Annotated in this window: 15 protein-coding genes; 14 read left to right on the top strand and 1 reads right to left on the bottom strand. The window is 64.0% G+C overall.

Annotation, left to right across the window (positions count from 1 at the left end; translation table 11 throughout):
- The first annotated feature begins 11 nt into the window (after positions 1 to 11).
- From NLY44_RS31975 to NLY44_RS31950, 6 genes are all read left to right on the top strand, one after another.
- Complete coding sequence (locus NLY44_RS31975; RefSeq protein WP_023804343.1) at positions 12 to 1,166, top strand: efflux RND transporter periplasmic adaptor subunit; 1,155 nt, start codon at positions 12 to 14, stop codon at positions 1,164 to 1,166.
- 180 nt (positions 1,167 to 1,346) lie between these two features.
- Positions 1,347 to 2,054 carry a GntR family transcriptional regulator gene (locus NLY44_RS31970; RefSeq protein ID WP_023704855.1) on the top strand — a complete coding sequence of 236 codons (708 nt, stop codon included), beginning with the start codon at positions 1,347 to 1,349 and terminating at the stop codon, positions 2,052 to 2,054.
- A gap of 17 nt (positions 2,055 to 2,071) precedes the next feature.
- A complete protein-coding gene (locus NLY44_RS31965; RefSeq protein ID WP_023696609.1) occupies positions 2,072 to 3,175 on the top strand; it encodes a mandelate racemase/muconate lactonizing enzyme family protein in 1,104 nt (367 codons plus the stop codon).
- A 161-nt stretch (positions 3,176 to 3,336) separates the two neighbouring features.
- On the top strand, positions 3,337 to 4,659 hold the full coding sequence (locus NLY44_RS31960; RefSeq protein ID WP_023804344.1) for an NAD(P)H-dependent oxidoreductase: 1,323 nt from the start codon (positions 3,337 to 3,339) through the stop codon (positions 4,657 to 4,659).
- Positions 4,660 to 4,679: 20 nt separating this feature from the next.
- Positions 4,680 to 6,167 carry a xylulokinase gene (locus NLY44_RS31955; protein ID WP_023804345.1) on the top strand — a complete coding sequence of 496 codons (1,488 nt, stop codon included), beginning with the start codon at positions 4,680 to 4,682 and terminating at the stop codon, positions 6,165 to 6,167.
- A gap of 97 nt (positions 6,168 to 6,264) precedes the next feature.
- On the top strand, positions 6,265 to 6,858 hold the full coding sequence (locus NLY44_RS31950) for a hypothetical protein (RefSeq protein ID WP_023745533.1): 594 nt from the start codon (positions 6,265 to 6,267) through the stop codon (positions 6,856 to 6,858).
- A 17-nt stretch (positions 6,859 to 6,875) separates the two neighbouring features.
- Here the strand turns inward: NLY44_RS31950 and NLY44_RS31945 are convergent, their stop codons facing one another.
- The gene (locus NLY44_RS31945) at positions 6,876 to 7,838 is read right to left on the bottom strand and encodes a sugar-binding transcriptional regulator (protein WP_023745534.1); all 963 of its coding nucleotides are present in this window, start codon (positions 7,836 to 7,838) and stop codon (positions 6,876 to 6,878) included.
- A gap of 286 nt (positions 7,839 to 8,124) precedes the next feature.
- On the opposite strand from NLY44_RS31945, the gene NLY44_RS31940 reads away from it, so the two are divergent.
- From NLY44_RS31940 to NLY44_RS31905, 8 genes are all read left to right on the top strand, one after another.
- Positions 8,125 to 9,108, top strand: coding sequence for an ABC transporter permease (locus tag NLY44_RS31940; protein WP_050588864.1), 984 nt, complete (start codon positions 8,125 to 8,127; stop codon positions 9,106 to 9,108).
- Positions 9,109 to 9,237: 129 nt separating this feature from the next.
- Entirely contained in the window at positions 9,238 to 10,176 is a 939-nt protein-coding gene (locus tag NLY44_RS31935) for a sugar ABC transporter substrate-binding protein (RefSeq protein WP_023804347.1), read from the top strand.
- Positions 10,177 to 10,206: 30 nt separating this feature from the next.
- Complete coding sequence (locus NLY44_RS31930) at positions 10,207 to 11,715, top strand: sugar ABC transporter ATP-binding protein (protein WP_023804348.1); 1,509 nt, start codon at positions 10,207 to 10,209, stop codon at positions 11,713 to 11,715.
- Positions 11,716 to 11,821: 106 nt separating this feature from the next.
- On the top strand, positions 11,822 to 12,586 hold the full coding sequence (locus tag NLY44_RS31925) for an SDR family oxidoreductase (RefSeq protein WP_023752581.1): 765 nt from the start codon (positions 11,822 to 11,824) through the stop codon (positions 12,584 to 12,586).
- Positions 12,564 to 13,382 carry a glucose 1-dehydrogenase gene (locus NLY44_RS31920; RefSeq protein WP_050586867.1) on the top strand — a complete coding sequence of 273 codons (819 nt, stop codon included), beginning with the start codon at positions 12,564 to 12,566 and terminating at the stop codon, positions 13,380 to 13,382. The genes NLY44_RS31925 and NLY44_RS31920 overlap by 23 nt, the downstream gene beginning before the upstream one ends.
- A 424-nt stretch (positions 13,383 to 13,806) precedes the next feature.
- Positions 13,807 to 14,781, top strand: coding sequence for an ABC transporter substrate-binding protein (locus tag NLY44_RS31915; protein WP_023804349.1), 975 nt, complete (start codon positions 13,807 to 13,809; stop codon positions 14,779 to 14,781).
- Positions 14,782 to 14,850: 69 nt separating this feature from the next.
- Positions 14,851 to 15,930: a quaternary amine ABC transporter ATP-binding protein gene (locus tag NLY44_RS31910; RefSeq protein WP_023804350.1), complete on the top strand. Its 1,080-nt coding sequence runs from the start codon at positions 14,851 to 14,853 to the stop codon at positions 15,928 to 15,930.
- Positions 15,927 to 17,906 carry an ABC transporter permease gene (locus tag NLY44_RS31905; RefSeq protein ID WP_023684420.1) on the top strand — a complete coding sequence of 660 codons (1,980 nt, stop codon included), beginning with the start codon at positions 15,927 to 15,929 and terminating at the stop codon, positions 17,904 to 17,906. The genes NLY44_RS31910 and NLY44_RS31905 overlap by 4 nt, the downstream gene beginning before the upstream one ends.
- Positions 17,907 to 17,912 lie beyond the last annotated feature (6 nt).

The following is a 17,912-nucleotide window of genomic DNA, read 5'->3' as shown; positions in this document are numbered from 1 at the left end:
TGGAGACCAAAATGCGTAAATGGAAAATAGCTTTGGGAACGGCCGTCGCCCTGGGAGCGATCTCGGTGGCAAGCGTCCACTTCCTCGACATGGGCAATCTCAGCCTCAATGCCGGCACGGCGGCAGCGACGGCAGCACCTGCGGCATTCGTTATGCCGGTGCCGGTGACGAGCGTGGTCAAGAAGACGATCCCGATCTATCTCGACTACGCCGCCCGCATCGAGGCGATCCGCAGCGTCACCTTGCAGGCCCGCGTGCCCGGTTATCTGCAGGAGCAGACGGCTGAGGACGGCGCGGATGTGCGCCAGGGTGATCTGCTCTACAAGATCTCGCCCGACGACTTCAAGGCGGCTCTCGACCAGGCCAAGGCCGAAGTGCAGCGCGACCAGGCGAGCCTCGACTATGCACGCTCCAATCTCGGCCGCGGCTCCGAACTCGCCAAGAGCGGTTATCTGGCCAAGGATGGGTTCGACCAGCGCACGAGCACCTTGCGTCAGGCCGAAGCGTCGCTTGCCGTCAACCAGGCGGCGGTGCGGACGGCCGAGCTCAATTTGAGCTACGCCGAAATCCACGCTCCGTTTGCCGGCCGCGTCGGCCGCAACCAGGCTTCGGTCGGCACGCTGGTCAGCGTCGCCGGGACGGTGCTGAACACGCTGGTGCAGCTCGACCCGATCTACGTCACCTTCAATCCGAGCGAGACGGACCTGGCCGAAATCGAACGGGCCCGGGCCGCCGGCCCGATCGAGGTCGAGGTGCTGCTGCCCGGCGAGACCGAAGCCAGCCAGAAGGGCGAACTCACCTTCATCGACAACACGGTCGACCACTCGACCGGCACGATTACGGCGCGCGCCACCATCGGCAATGCGAAGTTCTCGCTGCTGCCGGGCCAGTATGTCCGCGTGCGGCTGCACATCAAGCAGCTGCCCGACGCGCTGATGGTGCCGCAGGTGGCGCTGGGTTCGAGCCAGCTCGGCAAATATGTCTATGTCGTCGGCAAGGGCAACACGGTCGACCAGCGCATCGTCTCGCTTGGCGCGACCAGCGGCGACCTTGTGGCGGTCCTCAGCGGCGTTGCCGAAGGCGACCAGGTGATAACGGGCAATCTGCAGAAGATCGGACCAGGAATGCCGATCTCGCCGTTGCCCCAGGAGAAACCGGCCAGCTGATAACCCCCATCAGCCCCGGTCCTGCGGCGCCTTCGGCTTCCACGCCGAGGGCGCCGTTTTTTTATGGAGCGCCGCACGCCGTTTTTGGAGTAACCGCAAGGCACAAGAATCCGGAACAGACATATTGTAGGATTGTCGACAATCTGCTTGTCTGTTTCCGGCTCTCACTGGAGTGACGGAATGGCCAAGCTGGACTTCAATCCGATCGCGGATACGACACGCCGAGCCGAGATCGTTGCGCTGTTGCGGCGGGCGATCCTGATCGGCCAGCTGGAACCCGGCCAAAAGCTGAGCGAGCTGAGGATCGCCGAGCAGATGCGGGTCAGCCGCGCGCCTTTGCGCGAAGCTATGCGCGAGCTGGTGCAGGAAGGCATCCTGACCAGCATTCCCTATGCCGGCACCTTCGTCATCGATGTCACCGCCAAGGACATTGACGACGCCTACTCGCTGAACAAGGTGCTCGATGAATTCGCCATCGAGCGGACATGGAAGCTGCGCGACCAGCGCTTCTTCGACGAACTCGACCGCCGGCACGAGGCAGTGAAGCAGGCGACGCGCGCGCGCGACACCACCCGCCAGATCGAGACCGCGCTGCAATTGCACGGGCTGATCTATGAATGGGCCGACAATTCGGTGCTGCTGGAAACCTGGCAGCGGCTGACCAGCCGGCTGCAGATGTACTTTGCCCTGCACCAGCGGGCCCGCAACGAGCCGGTGCCGGCCGAAGATCTCCACGAAACCTATGTGCGGCTCTTGAAGGGCGCCGACATGCGCGCTGCCCAGCGCCATGCGCGCGAGCATATCGACCTCGATTTCGAAGAGCTGCTTGCCTATGCGCGTGGCCTCGATCAGCGGAACATCGAAGGGCTGACCCTCCTCAACGCCTAGAGACAACGGACAGACAAGTGCAGATCAAAACCATCAAGGCCTATCGCGTCGTGCAGCCCTTCGTGGACGGGCCCTACCGCATGTCCAAGGGGCGGGTTGCAGACTGCTTCGATGCGGTGATCGTCGCCATCACCTCCGACAGCGGCGTAACCGGCTGGGGCGAGATGGCGCCGCTCGGCAATTTCTATTCGGCCGCCTTTCCGGCGGGAACGCGCGCGGGCGTGGTCGAGATCGCGCCGCACCTGATCGGCCAGGACCCGCGTGGCCTCGCCGGCATCGGCCGATTGATGGATACGGTGTTCAAGGGGCATCCCTACATCAAGTCGGCACTCGACATGGCCTGCTGGGATCTGGCGGCCCGGGCCGCCGACGTGCCGCTGGTGACCATGCTTGGCGGCCGCGAGAGCGACATGGCGGAGACCTACCGCGTCGTCACCCACGGCACGCTCGACCAGATGGCGGCACTGGCCAAAAGGATCATCGCCCAGGGCTGCCGCCGGCTGCAGGTCAAGGTCGGCGGCAATGTGCATGAAGACATCGAGCGGGTGAGCGCAGTCGCTTCGGCCGTGCCGAAAGGCACGGTGATTTTCTGCGACGCCAATGCCGGCTGGACACCCTACCAGGCGCGGCAGTTCGCCGATGCAACGCGCGGCATCGACTACACGTTCGAGCAGCCCTGCACGACGATCGAGGAGAACATGTCGGTGCGCCGCATGCTCGACAAGCCGATGGTGCTGGACGAGAGCGTCATCTCGCTCGAGGCGATGCTGGAAATCCATCGCCTGGGCGCCGCCGACGGGCTGACGCTGAAGATCTCGCGGCTTGGCGGCGTAACCAGGACAAGGCAAATCCGCGACGTCGCCGTCGATCTCGGTTTCATGATCACCGTCGAGGATACGGGCGGCGCCGAGATCGACACGGCGGCGATGGCGCATCTGTCGCTGTCGACGCCGGAAGAACGCCGGCTGCACGCCATCGCCTTCCATGAGTGGGTGACGGTGCGCACGGCCTCCAACGCCCCACCGGTCACCGGCAGCCACATGGGCATTCCCGACGGGCCCGGCCTCGGCATCGATGTCGTGCCCGACCTGCTCGGCAAGCCTTTCCTAGAGATCGGCTGAGATCAAGCCCAGCATGAAGCTGTCACCCCACGAATCCTCCGTGGGAGATTTGGCCCTGCAGCCATTCTCCGATTTGCGGGTTGAAATATTTTTCAAATGGAAATAGGAATGTTCAAAATGATGATTTGACGCTGCGGCGCGTCATGACTGGAGGAAGCGATATGGCCCATCCGCAATTTGCAGCGGAACTTCTGCAGCGCGCTGAAGCCCAAGGGCCTATCACCATCGGACTCGCCGGCGCCGGGCAGATGGGCACCGACATCGTCGTCCAGGTGGCGCTGATGCCGGGCATGCGGATCGGTGCCATTTCCGAGGTGCGGCCGCAAGCGGCGATCGATGCCGCACTGCTCGCCGGCTATGACCGCTCCGGCATCGTCCAGGCTGCGAACGCCTCTGCCATCGACCGCGCCATCGAGGCCGGCAAGATCGCTGTCACCGAAGATCTGCATGCGCTGGCCGCGGCCGGCCGCATTGATGTCATCATCGACGCGACAGGCAATCCCAACATCGGCACGCTGTTTGCGCTCGAAGTGATGAAGAACGGCAAGCACATCGTTATGCTCAATGTCGAGGCGGACATTACGATCGGCCGCTTCCTCAAGGAGGAAGCGCGCAAGGCCGGCGTGGTCTACACCGGTGCGGCCGGCGACGAACCCGCCTGCACGCTGGAGATCATCGGCTTCGCCAAGAGCCTCGGCTTCAACATCATCGCCGCCGGCAAGGGCAAAAACAACCCGCTCAAGATCGACGCCATGCCCGCCGACTACGAGAAGGAAGCGGCCGAGCGCAACATGAATGCGCGCATGCTGGTCGAGTTCGTCGACGGTTCCAAGACGGCGATCGAGATGGTGGCTATCGCCAACGCCACCGGGCTGGTGCCCGACGTGCCGGGCATGCACGGCCCGACGGCGACGCTGGAGGAACTGGCCAGCGTGCTTTGCCCGCGCGAGGATGGCGGCGTGCTGCACCGCAAGGGCGTGGTCGACTATTCCATCGGCAAGGGCGTGGCGCCCGGCGTGTTCTGCATCATCGAAACGAGGCATCCGCGCGTGCTGGAGCGCATGGTCGACCTCAAGGTCGGCAAGGGCCCCTATTTCACGATCTACCGTCCCTATCACCTGACAAGCCTTGAAGTGCCACTGTCGGCGGCTCGCGCCGTGGTCTACAAACGCGCCGACATGGAGCCGCTCGACCATCCGGTCGCCGAAGCGGTGGCGGTGGCCAAAAGCGATCTCGGCGCGGGCCAATCGCTCGGCATGATCGGCGAGAACGACTATCGCGGCTTCGCCATGACCTGGGAGGACGCCCGCGCCAAGGGCGCGCTGCCGCTCGGGATTGCCGAACGCGCCAAGGTGGTCAAGCCGGTCAAGACCGGCGACTTCCTCACCTATGAAAATTGTGTACCCGACGATTCGATGGTGATAACGCAGATCCGCCGCCGTCTCGACCAGTCGGACGGACAGTTTGTGACCAACGCCGCCTGAACCTTCGGGATCTCCCTGTGATGGACGATGTCGTTATCGGGATCGATGCCTCGACGACGGCGGTGAAGGCAATCGCCTTCACCCGCGACGGCGCGGAGCTGTTCCAGGCGCGCGAGGCCTATCCGCTGGCCAATCCGAAGCCCGGCCATTTCGAGCAGGATGCCGAACATTGGTGGGCAGCCCTCATCAGTGCGCTGAAGCAGGTTGCCGACAAGGTCGGCGCCGCGCGCGTGGCGGCAATTGCCATAGCCCATCAGCGCGAGACCTTCACCCTGATCGATCAGGCCGGCACGCCGCTCATCCCGGCGATCCTGTGGCTTGACGAGCGCGCCCGGCCTCAAGTCGCCAGGCTGTCGGCCGAGCTTGGCCGCGAGACGATCCGCGACTGGAGCGGCAAGCCGCCGGATCCGACGCCGGCGCTCTATGCCATCGCCTGGCTGGCCGAACACCAGCCGCAGGTGCTGGCCAACGCCGCCGCCCTGGTCGATGTTCATGGCTTCTTCGTTCACCGGCTGACCGCACGGCTGGTTACCAGCACGGCAAGTGCCGACCCGCTCGGCTTGCTCGATGTCGCGACAGGCGAATGGCACCCTGAGCTTGTCGCGGCTGCAGGGCTGCAGCCACGGCAGTTGCCGGCGCTGATCGGCCCAGGCGAAATCTGCGGCGGCCTTGCCGAAAGCATTGCCCAGCTGACTGGCCTCAAAGCGGGCACGCCAATTGTCGCCGGCGCCGGCGATGGCCAGGCCATGGGTCTCGGCATGGGCGTCTATGGTGCCGGCAAGAGCTATCTCTCGCTCGGCTCCGGCGTCGTCAGCGGCTGCTATTCCGGCACGGTCACCACATCGGACGCGTTTCGCACGCTTGTCTCGCCCACCGGCTCGGGCTTCATGCTGGAAACCGTGCTGCGCTCGGGCATGCAACTGGTCGACTGGATCGTGCGCACCACCGGCGCGTCTTCCGCGGCAGAACTGGAGAAGGGTGCGGTCGATGTTGCGGCCGGCGGCGACGGTCTTTTGGTCATGCCCTATTGGGCCGGCGTCATGAGCCCCTATTGGGATGGCGCGGCGCGCGGCGCCGTTGTTGGCCTTTCGCTCGACCATGAGCCCAGGCATCTCTTCCGCGCCACGCTGGAAGGCATCGCTTTGGAGCAGGCCATCGCCAGCGAGGCGATGGAGGCCGAAAGCGGCGGCAAGCCGGGAGAGATGATTGCCGCCGGCGGCGGCACCAATTCGGCGCTGCTGATGAAGATCATGGCCAGCGTGCTGGAGCGGCCGCTGTTCGTGTCGCCGGTCAACGAGGCGGCGGCCCTTGGCGCGGCCATGCTGGCGGCTTCGGCGATCGGCTGGTTCGCCTCGGCGGAAGACGCCGCCAAGGCAATGGCGGCGGCGCCGGCCAGGCGTGTCGATCCGGATATGACGCTGGTGCCGGCTTACCGGGCGCGCAAGGCGATCTACCGCGACCTCTATCACGCGACACGCGACATCCACGCGCGGCTCGGTGCGATCTGAGTTCAAGCGCAGCTTGCCTGCGTGAGGCTCCCATGCCCAACCTGCCCAGCTTGCCGATTTTGCGTCCTGCCCGGCCAATGCTAGACTCATCGGGCTCATGAAAGCAGTATTTCACCTTGCCGCCCTGCCCTGGATTGTCGCGCTTGCGGCAGCTCCGATGACGGCGCGTGCGCAGGACGAGCCGCCCTTCGAGGTCACGCTCGACATGGACAATGACGGCAGGATGGATCGGGCCGCGATCGCGGCGGATTCCGACAGCGGGCTGGCGGATCTCTCGATCTATCTGGCTGCCGGCGAAGGAAAGCTCGATCCTTCGCGCAAGCCTGACTTTGTCAAAAAGGCGCTGACGCAGGACCGTATTCTCGGGCTCGAAAGCAAGGGCAAGGGATCGCTTGTCGTCACCTCGTGCTTCGGCTGCGGCGCCAACAAATCATGGGATACAACACTGACCATCGTCTGGCGCGGCGGTAAATTCCTTGTCGCCGGCTACAGTCGCGACTGGGACTGGAATGTGCAGAAAGCCGACGGCTCGGTCGAGACGACGCTGGGCGGTTGCGACATCAATTTTCTCACCGGCAGAGGCGTTGCCTCAAAGGACCTGGACGACGGCAAACCGGTCGCGGGAAAATTCGTGCCGATCGCACTGGCCGACTGGTCGGACGACAGTCGTCCGGAGCCCTGCGAATTCTGACCGACGCCGGACAGCGCTCAACGGTTGAGCAGGCCTTTGGCCGCATCTTCATCGGTAATGAGCACCGTAATCCTGGTGTTGGCGAGCGCCGCGCGCATGACGGCGACCTTCTCCTGACCGCCTGACACCAGGATGATGCTCGGAATATCGGACAGATCCTGCAGCGGATAGGCGCAGACGCGGCGGTTGACCTCATGGTCGACAGGGTGGCCCTCGGCGTCGATGAAATGGCACAAGAGGTCGCCGACCGCGCCGGCCGCCTGCAATTCCTCGAGTTCGCTCGGTTTGATGAAGCCGTAATTGGCGATCGGGCTGTCCTTGGAAAACGAGCCGACGCTGAGCACGGCGATGTTGGCGCGGCGCGCGCGGAAGACCACATCCTGAACGCTGCGCTGGCTCATGAAGGCATCGCGCTGTTCCGGCTTGTCGGCATAGACCGGCACCGGCAGCAGGAAACATTCAGCGCCGATCTTTTCGGCGAACTCCCAGGCGCTTTCGGTCGGGTTGAGCGGCTGCGCGTGGGTGAGGCCGCCGAGCATCGAGACGACCGTCGTCCTGGCAATCGGCCGCCTCGGCAATTCGTTGATGGCGAATTTCAGCGTCCGGCCCCAGCCCAGCGCAATGACGTCGCCGGCATTGACGTTGTCGGCGAGATAGGCGGCAGCCGCGTGGCCGATCATCAGCGGCGCGTTGCTGCGGTCGGCGGCCGACGGCACCACGACCGCCTGGCTTAGCCCAAAGCGCTGCTTCAGGCTCTCCTCGAGTTGCACACATTCGACGACACTGTCGCGAATGCGGAACTGCACGATGCCTTCCTCGCGGGCAGCCGACAGGATCCGGTGCACCTTGATGCGGCCGACGCCAAGAATCTCGGAGATGCGCTCCTGCGTCAGGCCCTCGACATAGTAATGCCAGGCAGCGCGGGCCTTCAGCTCGGCATCGGGGAAGCGCGAGGCCTTCTCATTTTCGACGGTCGCCATCTTTTGCCCTCCCGCGGCAGATTTCGGAAATCTTTTCCGCAAAGCGCCGCCCCCTGGCCTTCCCTAGGACAAACCGCCCGGTGGCGCAAACCTTCGCCGAATGGCGCAACGGCTCTTGACAATTTTCTAATGAACAGTTTAGCTGAACAAAATTGCATATCAAAGATAAATTGTTCACAGGGAGGTGCCTGGTGAACAAGAGCGGACGGCAGGCCATTGTCGTTTCGCTGACGGAGGAGACGAAGTGGCCGTGAGTAATGATGCAAGCGAGTCGAAGGCGGGCGAGTTGAAAGCCGCGCCCGGCACTCAAGGTGCGACGGCCGCGAAGCTTTCGGCGCTGTTTGCCGGAACCATGGGGCCGCTGATCGGGCTGCTGCTGCTTTGCCTGGCGCTGACGTTGACCACCGACACGTTCCTCACCGTGCGCAACATCCTCAACGTGCTCGACCAGATCACCGTGCTCGGCATCATGGCAATCGGCATGACGCTGGTGATCCTGATCGGCGGCATCGATCTCTCGGTCGGCTCGGTGCTGGCGCTGGCCGCCATGGTGATGGGCTTTGTCTCCCATCCCGACTATCTCAATCTCGGCCTTGCGGCCGGCGTCGTTGCAGCACTGGTCGTCGCCGGCCTTTGCGGACTGGTGTCCGGCCTGCTGGTGACCGTCACCCGGCTGCCGCCGTTCATCGCGACGCTGGCGATGATGTCGGTGGCGCGCGGCCTTGCCAACATGATCACCGACGGCTCGCAGATCGTCGGCTTTCCCGACTGGTTCACCACCCTGTCGATCATCCGCCATTTCGGCTTCCTGTCGGTCACAGTCGGGGTGATGATGGTGCTGGCGATCGTCTTCGCCATCTTCCTCAACTACCGCGCCACCGGCCGCAGCCTTTACGCCATCGGCGGCAGCGCCGAGGTGGCGCGGCTCTCCGGCATTCCGGTGAAGTCGCTGACCAACTGGGTCTATGCCATCTGCGCCGTGCTTGCGGGTCTTGCCGGCATCGTGCTCGCCGCGCGGCTGGATTCGGTGCAGCCGAGTTCCGGCCTCGGCTATGAGCTCGACACCATCGCGGCGGTGGTGATCGGCGGCGCCAGCCTGTCGGGCGGCATCGGCTCAATCGGCGGCACAGCTGTCGGCGTACTCATCATCGGCGTGCTGCGCAACGGGCTCAATCTGCTCGGCGTCTCGCCCTTCATCCAGCAGGTGGTGATCGGCGTGGTGATCGCGCTGGCCGTCGCCAGCGATACGTGGCGGCGCAGGGCGCGATAGGGAGCGGGGCACAATTGAGAATTCGCCCGGAGCGTCCGGGCGATAGACGGATCGGTCGATCCGAAACTGGGATGTTCCAAGGGGCGCGATGCGCTGGCGGGACAGTTTGACTATCAACGGAGGAAAAACATGCTGACCAAACGTTCACTGCTGCTCGCCGCTGCCGCCATCATTCCGCTGCTTGGGCTGACCGACATGGCCTCGGCCAAGGACGCCAAGAAACTCGGCCTCGCCGTCGCCAATCTGCAGGCCGACTTCTTCAACCAGATCAAGCAGTCGGTCGAAGCCTACGGCAAGGAGAAGGGCATCGAGATCGTCACCGTCGACGCCAAGGGCGATTCAGCGACCCAGGTCAGCCAGGTGCAGGATCTGATCACGCAGAACATCGACGCGCTGATCTACATTCCGGCCGGCGCCACAGCCGCCACCGTGCCGACCAAGACCGCCAAGGCTGCCGGCATCCCGGTCGTCAATGTCGACCGCAACGCCGACGGCGCGCCCGGCGACACCTTCATCGCCACCAACAGTGTCGCCTCGGCGCAGGCCGTGTGCGACTACATCGCCAAGCAGGCCGGCGGCAAAGGCGAACTGATCATCATCCACGGCCAGAAGGGCACGACGCCGGAAGTCGACCGTTCCAAGGGTTGCGGCGAAGCGCTCAAGGCCTATCCCGATATCAAGGTGGTCGGCGAATTGTGGAGCGAAGGCTGGCACCAGGACGAAGGTTTCAAGCTGACGCAGGACCTTTTGCAGTCGCATCCCGATGTCTCCATCGTCATCGGCCAGGCCGATGCGCTGGCGCTGGGTGCGGCACAGGCGGTCAAGGTCGCCAATCCCGGCCACAAGGTCTGGGTTGCCGGCTTCGATGGCGACGTGGCCGCACTCAAGGCGCTGAAGGACGGCGTGTTCGACGTCACCGCGACGCAGCAGACGCAAGGCATGGGCCGTCTCGCCGTCGATGCGGCGATCAAGCTGGTTGCCGGCGAAAGCGTTCCGGCCGAGCAGCTGCAGGATGCGACGCTGACCACCAAGGACAATGTCGAACAGTTCATCGCCAAGCACCCGTAATAACCCGCACCGCTTAGAGAGAGCGCCACGATGTCTCCTGATCCTCGCCACAGCGAACGCCCGCACAACGGGCTTTTCGTCAACGGCCTCTGCAAGAGCTACGGACCGGTCCAGGTCCTGGCCGATGCGAGCTTCGAGGTGCGGCCGGGCGAGGTCGTGGCGCTGCTCGGCGAAAACGGCGCCGGCAAGTCGACGGTGTCCAACATCATCGCCGGCTCGACCCGGCCAGACGCGGGCACCATCATCTGGCGGGGGAAGCCCTATTCCCCCGCCTCGCCTGCCGCGGCAATCGATGCCGGTGTGGGCATGATCCACCAGGAACTGAAGTTGCTGCCGGACCTGTCGGTGGCGGAGAATGTCTATGTCGGGCGCCTGCCGATGCGCGGCGGCCGCATCGACCGCGCAGCAATGAACGCCAAGGCCTCGGCGCAGTTGAAGCGGCTTGGCCTCGACGTCTCGCCCGAGCGCAAGGTGGGCGCGCTGCGCATCGCCGCCCAGCAACAGGTCGAGATCGCCAAGGCGCTGACGCTGAATGCCGAATTGCTGATCTTCGATGAGCCGACGGCTGCACTCGGCGGCGAGGAAACGGAACTGCTGTTCCAGCAGATCCGCAAGCTCAAGGCGGAAGGCATGTCCTTCATCTACATCAGCCATCGTCTCGACGAGATCGCGCAGATTGCCGACCGCGTGGTGGTGATGCGCGACGGCCGCATCGTCGCCCGCCACGAGCGCGCCGATATTCCCGTGCGCACCGTGGTGGAGCAGATGGTCGGCCGCTCGGTCGAGCGGATGTTCCCACACTTGACGCCGCCGCGCGAGGAGACGCTGCTCGAGGTCGACAACCTGTCCTCGCCGGAGAAGAGCTTCAACAACGTTTGCTTCTCGGTCAAAGCAGGCGAGATCCTCGGCATTGCCGGGTTGATCGGCGCCGGCCGCACCGAACTGGTGCGGGCGATCGCCGGCGCCGATCCGATCTCGTCGGGCTCGGTGCGCGTTGCCGGCAAATCGGTGCATCTCAGCGGGCCGGCGGCAGCGATCAAGGCCGGCGTCGTGCTGGTGCCGGAAGACCGTAAGGCGCAAGGCGTGGTGCTCGACCAGACCATCGGCGAGAATCTGGCGTTCGGCAATTTCGACCATGTCGCGCCGAAGGGCTGGGTGTTTCCGAAAGCGGTGCAGAAATTCGCCGAAGCCGGCATCGCAAGGCTCGGGGTCAAGGGCAAACCTGGCCAGGCGGTCAGCAAGCTTTCCGGCGGCAACCAGCAGAAGGTGATCATTGCCAAATGGGTGTCGCGACCGCCAAAAGTGTTCATCCTCGATGAACCGACGCGCGGCATCGATGTCGGCGCGCGTGCGGCTATCTACGACGTGATCGCCGACCTCGCCCGCTCCGGCATGGCGGTGGTGGTGGTCAGCTCCGACCTCGAGGAGGTGCTGGGGCTGTCGCACCGGGTGCTGGTGCTGAGCCGCGGCCGCCAGCGCGGCATTCTCGACCGCAGCGAGGCGAGCAATGTCGCGGTGATGGAACTCGCCACGAGCTGAGGACAGGAGTCGGAACAAAGCGCAGCAGGTGGTATCCTCCCAAGGACCGGACCGCGCGGGGCGCCAGCAAAGACTGGCGCCCCTTCATTTCAGGAGGGGGAACAACATGAAACTATTCGATCTCAGCGGCGACGTAGCGCTGGTAACAGGCGCCGGCAGCGGCATTGGCCAGGCCATTGCCATCGGGCTCGCCGAAGCCGGCGCCGACATAGCCTGTTTCGGCCACACCTCCAAGGGCGGGCTGGACGAGACGGCGCACAAGATTTCGGCACTTGGCCGCAAGGCGCTGGTGCTGACCGGAACGGTGACGTCGGAGGCCGATCTCGCGTCAGCGATCGAGCGCACCGAGAACGAACTCGGCGCGTTGACCATCGCCGTCAACAATGCCGGCATCGCCGGGGCCGAGCCGGCCGAGACGCTGCCGCTGGAAAAATGGCAGAATATCTACGACGTGAATGTCAGCGGCGTGTTCCTGTCCTGCCAGGCCGAGGCGCGCGCCATGCTGACGCGGCGCAAGGGCTCGATCATCAACATCGCCTCCATGTCGGGCTCGATCGTCAATCGCGGCCTGACCCAGGCGCATTACAATTCGTCGAAGGCGGCCGTCATCCACATGTCGAAGAGCCTCGCCATGGAATGGGCCGATCGCGGCCTGCGCGTCAATGTGGTGAGCCCCGGCTACACGCTGACGCCGATGAACAAACGGCCTGAGGTCGCGGAACAGATCAAGATATTCGAGCGCGACACACCAATGGGCCGCATGGCGACGCCGGAAGAGATGGTCGGCCCGACCGTGTTCCTGGCCAGCCGCGCCGCGAGTTACGTCACCGGCATCGACCTGATCGTCGATGGCGGCTTTGTCTGCTGGTAGGAGAAGAAAAGTGCAGAAGCGTTTTGAAGGCAAGACTGCGGTCATCACCGGCGCGAGCGGCGGCATCGGCGCGGCGATGGCGAAGCGCTTTGCCGAAGAAGGTGCCGCGGTCGTGGTCAGCGCCATCGATACCCGCGTCGAGGACGTCGCCGCCAGCCTGAAAGCCGCGGGCGCCAAGGTCGCGTCGATGCGCATGGACGTTACCAGGAAGGATGAGGTCACCGCGCTTTACGACCTCGCCGAGAAGGAATTCGGCCGTGTCGACATTTCGGTGCAGAATGCCGGCGTCATCACCATCGCCCGGATCGAGGCGATGACCGAGGCCGAGTGGGACAAGGTGATGGCCGTCAACACCAAGGGCGTGTTTCTGTGCTGCCAGGAAGCGATCGCGCGCATTCGCAAGCATGGCGACGGCGGCCGGCTGATCAACACGGCATCGGGCCAGGCGCGGCAGGGTTTCATCTACACGCCGCACTATGCGGCGTCGAAGTTCGGCGTCGTCGGCATTACCCAGAGCCTGGCCAAGGAAGTGGCCAAGGAAAAGATCACCGTCAACGCCATCTGCCCCGGCATCATCGACACCGACATGTGGGCCTATAATGACGCAGCGTGGGGCAAGCTGATGGGTGACTACAAGCCCGGCGAGCTGATGGCCGAATGGGTGAAGAACATCCCGATGGGCCGCGCCGGCAGCGGCGAGGACGTGTCCGGCCTGGTCAGCTTTCTCGCCAGCGACGACGCCACCTACATCACCGGCCAAACCATCAATGTCGATGGCGGCCTGATCATGTCGTGAACGTCAGCTCTGGCGGTTGGCAATCGACCAGTCTGAAATTCCGCAGTGCACAGGGCATCAGCCGTTGCGCCGCATGAACGTTGGTATATATAATTTCATCTCATGAAACGGCCTGGCGGGGATGGGGCTTGCCGGCCGAGACCATGGGACCTTGATGGCTCGCACGTCTGAGAGCGCCGCTGGAGCGGCGATCGATCTGTTGACGATTGCTCACGCAGCAATCCATCCGATGCCATGACGCGGGCCCGCCCGGCATCACATAAACACCAAGTCGAGCAACCATTTCGCCTGCGCAAGTTGCGGCTGCGGCACTGGCTTGGTGCGAACGAGCTTGCGTAACGACCCGCCTTTCCAACACAATCAAGAAAAGACGCAAGAAGGGAACGATCAAGAAATTTCCACATGGTTTGACAGGAGAACAAGCATGTCATTTCGCAGTGTGATTTCGAACCTATCAATGGGAGCCTTGGCGCTTGCCGCCGCAAGTGCGCTTACATCACCGGTCCACGCAGCAGCACCTGAATCCAACGACCCGATCAAGATCGCGCTGTTCGACTGGACCAGCGTCAACCTCAACGCCAAGATCCTTGGCGGTATCCTCGAAAAGCTCGGCTATACCGTCGAATATCCGACAGCCGACTACCTCTCCAGCCTGACCACCGGCCTCACCAATGGCGACCTTGATGTCGGCCTGGAGTTCTGGGACACGACGGCCGGCGAAGCGATGAAGGCTTCAGACGCCACCGGCCAGACCGAGCGGCTGGGCAAGCTCGGGCCGAAGGCCAAGGAGGAATGGTGGTTTCCCGAATATATGAAGGAGAAATGCCCCGGCCTGCCCAATTGGGAAACGCTGAAGGACCCGAAATGCGCCGAGGCGTTCTCGACAGCGGAGACGGCGCCGAAGGGCCGCTATCTCGGCGGCCCGGTAACCTGGGAGGGTTTTGACGACGAGCGCGTCGAGGCGCTGAAGCTGCCCTTCACCGTCATCCATGCCGGCACCGACGCGGCGATGTTCGCCGAACTGGACTCGGCCTATCAGCGCAAGGCGCCGATCATGCTGTGGATCTATTCGCCGCACTGGGCGCCGGCCAAGTACAAGGGCGAGTGGGTTGAATTCCCGGAGTATACGCCCGAGTGCTACACCGATCCGAAATGGGGCACCAACCCGGATGCCAAATATGATTGCGGCAAGCCGCATGGCGAAATCTGGAAATACTCCTGGTCCGGCATGAAGGACAAATGGCCGATCGCCTACAAGGTGACCAAGGCCTACACGATCGACACCGATGAGCTCAACAAGATGAGCGGCGAGATCGATCTTGGCGGCAAGACGCCGGAAGACGTCGCCGCCGCCTGGATCGCTGCGCACGAAGCCGACTGGAAAGCCTGGGCGCAGTGATCGCCTGACTGGAAGCCGGACCCGGCCTAGCGGCCGGGTCTTATCTCCATTTTCCAGAAGGACCATTGGATGACGGAAGCGACTGAACCGCAGGCAGTTGGCACGCCAAAGGATGCGCGGCCGATAAAGCTTGCTTGCCGCAATGTCTGGAAACTGTTCGGATCGAACGCGGCCAGCTTCATCCGCGAGCGTGACGGCAAGGCCAGCATGGCCGATGTCGCTGCCGCAGGACTGGTGGGTGCGGTGCGCGCCGTCGATCTCGAAATACGCCAGGGCGAGATCTTCATCATCATGGGGCTATCCGGCTCCGGCAAGTCGACGCTGGTGCGCTGCATGTCGCGGCTGGTCGAGCCGACCTACGGCAAGGTCGAATTCGAAGGCAACGACCTGCTCAAGATTTCCGATGCGGCGCTGATCGAACTGCGGCGTCATCGCATGGGTATGGTGTTCCAGAATTTTGCGCTGCTGCCGCATCTTAACGTGCTCGACAACATTGCCTTTCCCCTGAGCATCCAGGGCCAGGACCGACCGACGCGCGAAGCGAGAGCGCGGGAGGTGATCGATCTCGTGGGCTTACGCGGCCGCGAGCATTTCTATCCGCGCGAACTCTCCGGCGGCCAGCAGCAGCGCGTCGGCATTGCCCGCAGCCTCGCGACCAAGCCGGAGATCTGGTTCCTCGACGAGCCGTTCTCGGCGCTTGACCCATTGATCCGCCGCGAGATGCAGGACGAGCTGATGCGGCTGCAAACCATGCTGCACAAGACCATCGTTTTCATCACCCATGATTTCGACGAGGCGATCAGGCTGGCCGACCGCATCGCCATCATGAAGGACGGCGAGGTCATCCAAATCGGCACACCGGAGCAACTGGTGGTCAATCCGGCGACCGACTATGTCACCGAATTCACCCGGGATGTCGACCGCGCCAAGGTGATTTCGGCGCGCAGCCTGATGCGTGCCCTGGATGGCTCCGAGCATGGCGGCACGGTTTCGCCCGACGCCAGGATCGCCAGCTTCTCGGCCAGCATCGTCGCTTCGGGAAAACCGTTCGCGGTGGTCAACGGCAGCGGCAAGTCGATCGGCGAGGTGACGCCGCAAGCCGTGATCGGACTGCTGGCCGGCATCGACAAGCAAAGAGCCGGCGCATGACGGTGACTGCAAGCGCCAGCCAAACGAGGCCACCGGTTCAGCGCTGGCTGCTGATCTGGGCGCTGGCGCTGGCCGCCGTGCTGGTGGTATTCCTGCTGCAGGAGAGGCTGCCATGGGCGGTCGACTATCCGGCCGATGCGGTCGTTCCCGTCGCCGACTGGGTCAGTGCGCTGATGCGCTGGATCAAGTCGAACTTGTCCTGGCTGACCCGCTCGATCACCGCGGTGCTCGGCGTTCCCCTCGATTTCGCGCTCGACCTGCTGGCCAAGAATTTCAAGATCGGTCACGGTGCCGATGCCTATGTCCTGCCGCGCCTGTCCTGGATCGGCGTCTGCGCCGCCGCCTTCATCGCCGGGCACGCCGCGGGCGGTAGAAAGCTTGGCATGCTGGTCGGCGGCTGCTTCCTCTACACCGCGCTGTTCGGCCAATGGACCAGCGCCATGCTGACGCTGGCGCTGATTTCCATCGCGGTGCCGTTCTGCATCGTCACCGGCCTGTTCGCCGGCATCTGGGCGTGGCGCAAGCCATGGGCCGAGCGGCTGATCATCTCCCCTGCCCTCGATTTGATGCAGACCATCCCGACCTTCGCCTATCTCATCCCGATGCTGCTTTTGTTCGGCAACAGCCCGGTCTCGGCGATGATCGCCACCGCCATCTTCGCCACGCCGCCGATGGTGCGGGCAACGATGCTGGGTCTGTCGCGGGTGCCGTCAGAGATCGATGATTTCTCAGAGATGGCCGGCTGCACGGCGCGGCAGAAATTGTGGCGCGTGCTGCTGCCATCGGCGCGGCCGACGCTGATGGTCGGCGTCAACCAGGTGATCATGCTGGCGCTCAACATGGTCATCATCGCCTCGATGATCGGCGCCGGCGGCCTCGGCTACGACGTGCTGCTGGCGCTGCGTGCGCTGAAGGTCGGCGAAGCGATGGAAGCCGGGCTCGCCATTGTGGCACTCGCCATCGGGCTCGACCGGTTGAGCCAAGCCATCGCCCACGAACAGGCGAAGGGCCACGTTCAACGGCAGGCGAACCAGAGCTTTTGGCGGCGCTATCCCAATCTGTCGCTGGCCATCGCCATCCTGGTCGTGACGACGCTGCTCGGCCTGTTCGTACCGGCATTCGCAGCGGTGCCGAAGGCGATCACCTTCACCACCGCGCCACTGTGGAAGGCGGCGGTCAACTGGGTGACGATCAACTTCTTCGACGTGATCGAAGCGTTTCGCGTGGCGCTCATCCTCAATGTACTGAACCCGCTGCGCGCCTTCTGCGAAGGCTTTCCGTGGCTCGGCGCAGTGGCCCTGCTCGGCCTCGCCGGCTACCAGCTCTCAGGCCTGCGTCTCGCCGCCCTCGTCGCCGCGCTGACCGCCTTCTGCGCCGTCACCGGCCTTTGGGAAAAGACCATGGCGACGGTTTATCTCTGCGGCATCTCGGCCTTCATCGCCTGCCTGATCGGCATTCCGATCGGTCTGATGGCCGCCCGCAGCGACCGCTTCGAAAAGATCGTCACGCCCATCATCGACACGCTGCAGGTGCTGCCGTCCTTCTGCTTCATCATTCCGGTGGTGATGCTGTTCCGCGTCGGCGACGTGACCGCCATGATCGCCACCGTCGCCTTCGCTGTGGTGCCGGCGATCCGCTACACCAATCACGGCATCCGGCAAGTGCCGCCGGCGCTGATCGAGGCGGCGAAGGTTTCCGGCTGCACGCCGCGCCAGACCTTCTTTCGGGTACAATTGCCAATGGCGCTTCCCGAAATCATGCTCGGCGTCAACCAGACGATCTTGATGGCGCTGGCGATGATCATCATCTGCGCCATGGTCGGCACACGCGACCTCGGCCAGGAAGTCTTCATCGCGCTGTCCAAGGCCGATTCCGGACGCGGCATTGTCGCGGGTCTCGCCATCGCTTTCATCGGCATCGTCGCAGACCGGCTGTTCAATGCCTGGACGGCGAAGGCGCGGGCAAGACTAGGATAATTGTTG

The sequence above is a fragment of the Mesorhizobium sp. C089B genome, assembly GCF_030323125.1.
Taxonomy (GTDB): domain Bacteria; phylum Pseudomonadota; class Alphaproteobacteria; order Rhizobiales; family Rhizobiaceae; genus Mesorhizobium.
This window is presented reverse-complemented; position numbering and strand designations above follow the sequence as displayed.

What these genes read in the sequence shown, in the direction of transcription:
- NLY44_RS31960 (WP_023804344.1), top strand. Translation starts at nt 3,337, where the DNA reads ATGGCCCATCCGCAATTTGCAGCGGAACTTCTGCAGCGCGCTGAAGCC.
- NLY44_RS31955 (WP_023804345.1), top strand. Translation starts at nt 4,680, where the DNA reads ATGGACGATGTCGTTATCGGGATCGATGCCTCGACGACGGCGGTGAAG.
- NLY44_RS31950 (WP_023745533.1), top strand. Translation starts at nt 6,265, where the DNA reads ATGAAAGCAGTATTTCACCTTGCCGCCCTGCCCTGGATTGTCGCGCTT.
- NLY44_RS31905 (WP_023684420.1), top strand. Translation starts at nt 15,927, where the DNA reads ATGACGGTGACTGCAAGCGCCAGCCAAACGAGGCCACCGGTTCAGCGC.
- NLY44_RS31945 (WP_023745534.1), bottom strand. Translation starts at nt 7,838, where the DNA reads ATGGCGACCGTCGAAAATGAGAAGGCCTCGCGCTTCCCCGATGCCGAG.
- NLY44_RS31970 (WP_023704855.1), top strand. Translation starts at nt 1,347, where the DNA reads ATGGCCAAGCTGGACTTCAATCCGATCGCGGATACGACACGCCGAGCC.
- NLY44_RS31935 (WP_023804347.1), top strand. Translation starts at nt 9,238, where the DNA reads ATGCTGACCAAACGTTCACTGCTGCTCGCCGCTGCCGCCATCATTCCG.
- NLY44_RS31915 (WP_023804349.1), top strand. Translation starts at nt 13,807, where the DNA reads ATGTCATTTCGCAGTGTGATTTCGAACCTATCAATGGGAGCCTTGGCG.
- NLY44_RS31930 (WP_023804348.1), top strand. Translation starts at nt 10,207, where the DNA reads ATGTCTCCTGATCCTCGCCACAGCGAACGCCCGCACAACGGGCTTTTC.
- NLY44_RS31920 (WP_050586867.1), top strand. Translation starts at nt 12,564, where the DNA reads ATGGCGGCTTTGTCTGCTGGTAGGAGAAGAAAAGTGCAGAAGCGTTTT.
- NLY44_RS31975 (WP_023804343.1), top strand. Translation starts at nt 12, where the DNA reads ATGCGTAAATGGAAAATAGCTTTGGGAACGGCCGTCGCCCTGGGAGCG.
- NLY44_RS31910 (WP_023804350.1), top strand. Translation starts at nt 14,851, where the DNA reads ATGACGGAAGCGACTGAACCGCAGGCAGTTGGCACGCCAAAGGATGCG.
- NLY44_RS31925 (WP_023752581.1), top strand. Translation starts at nt 11,822, where the DNA reads ATGAAACTATTCGATCTCAGCGGCGACGTAGCGCTGGTAACAGGCGCC.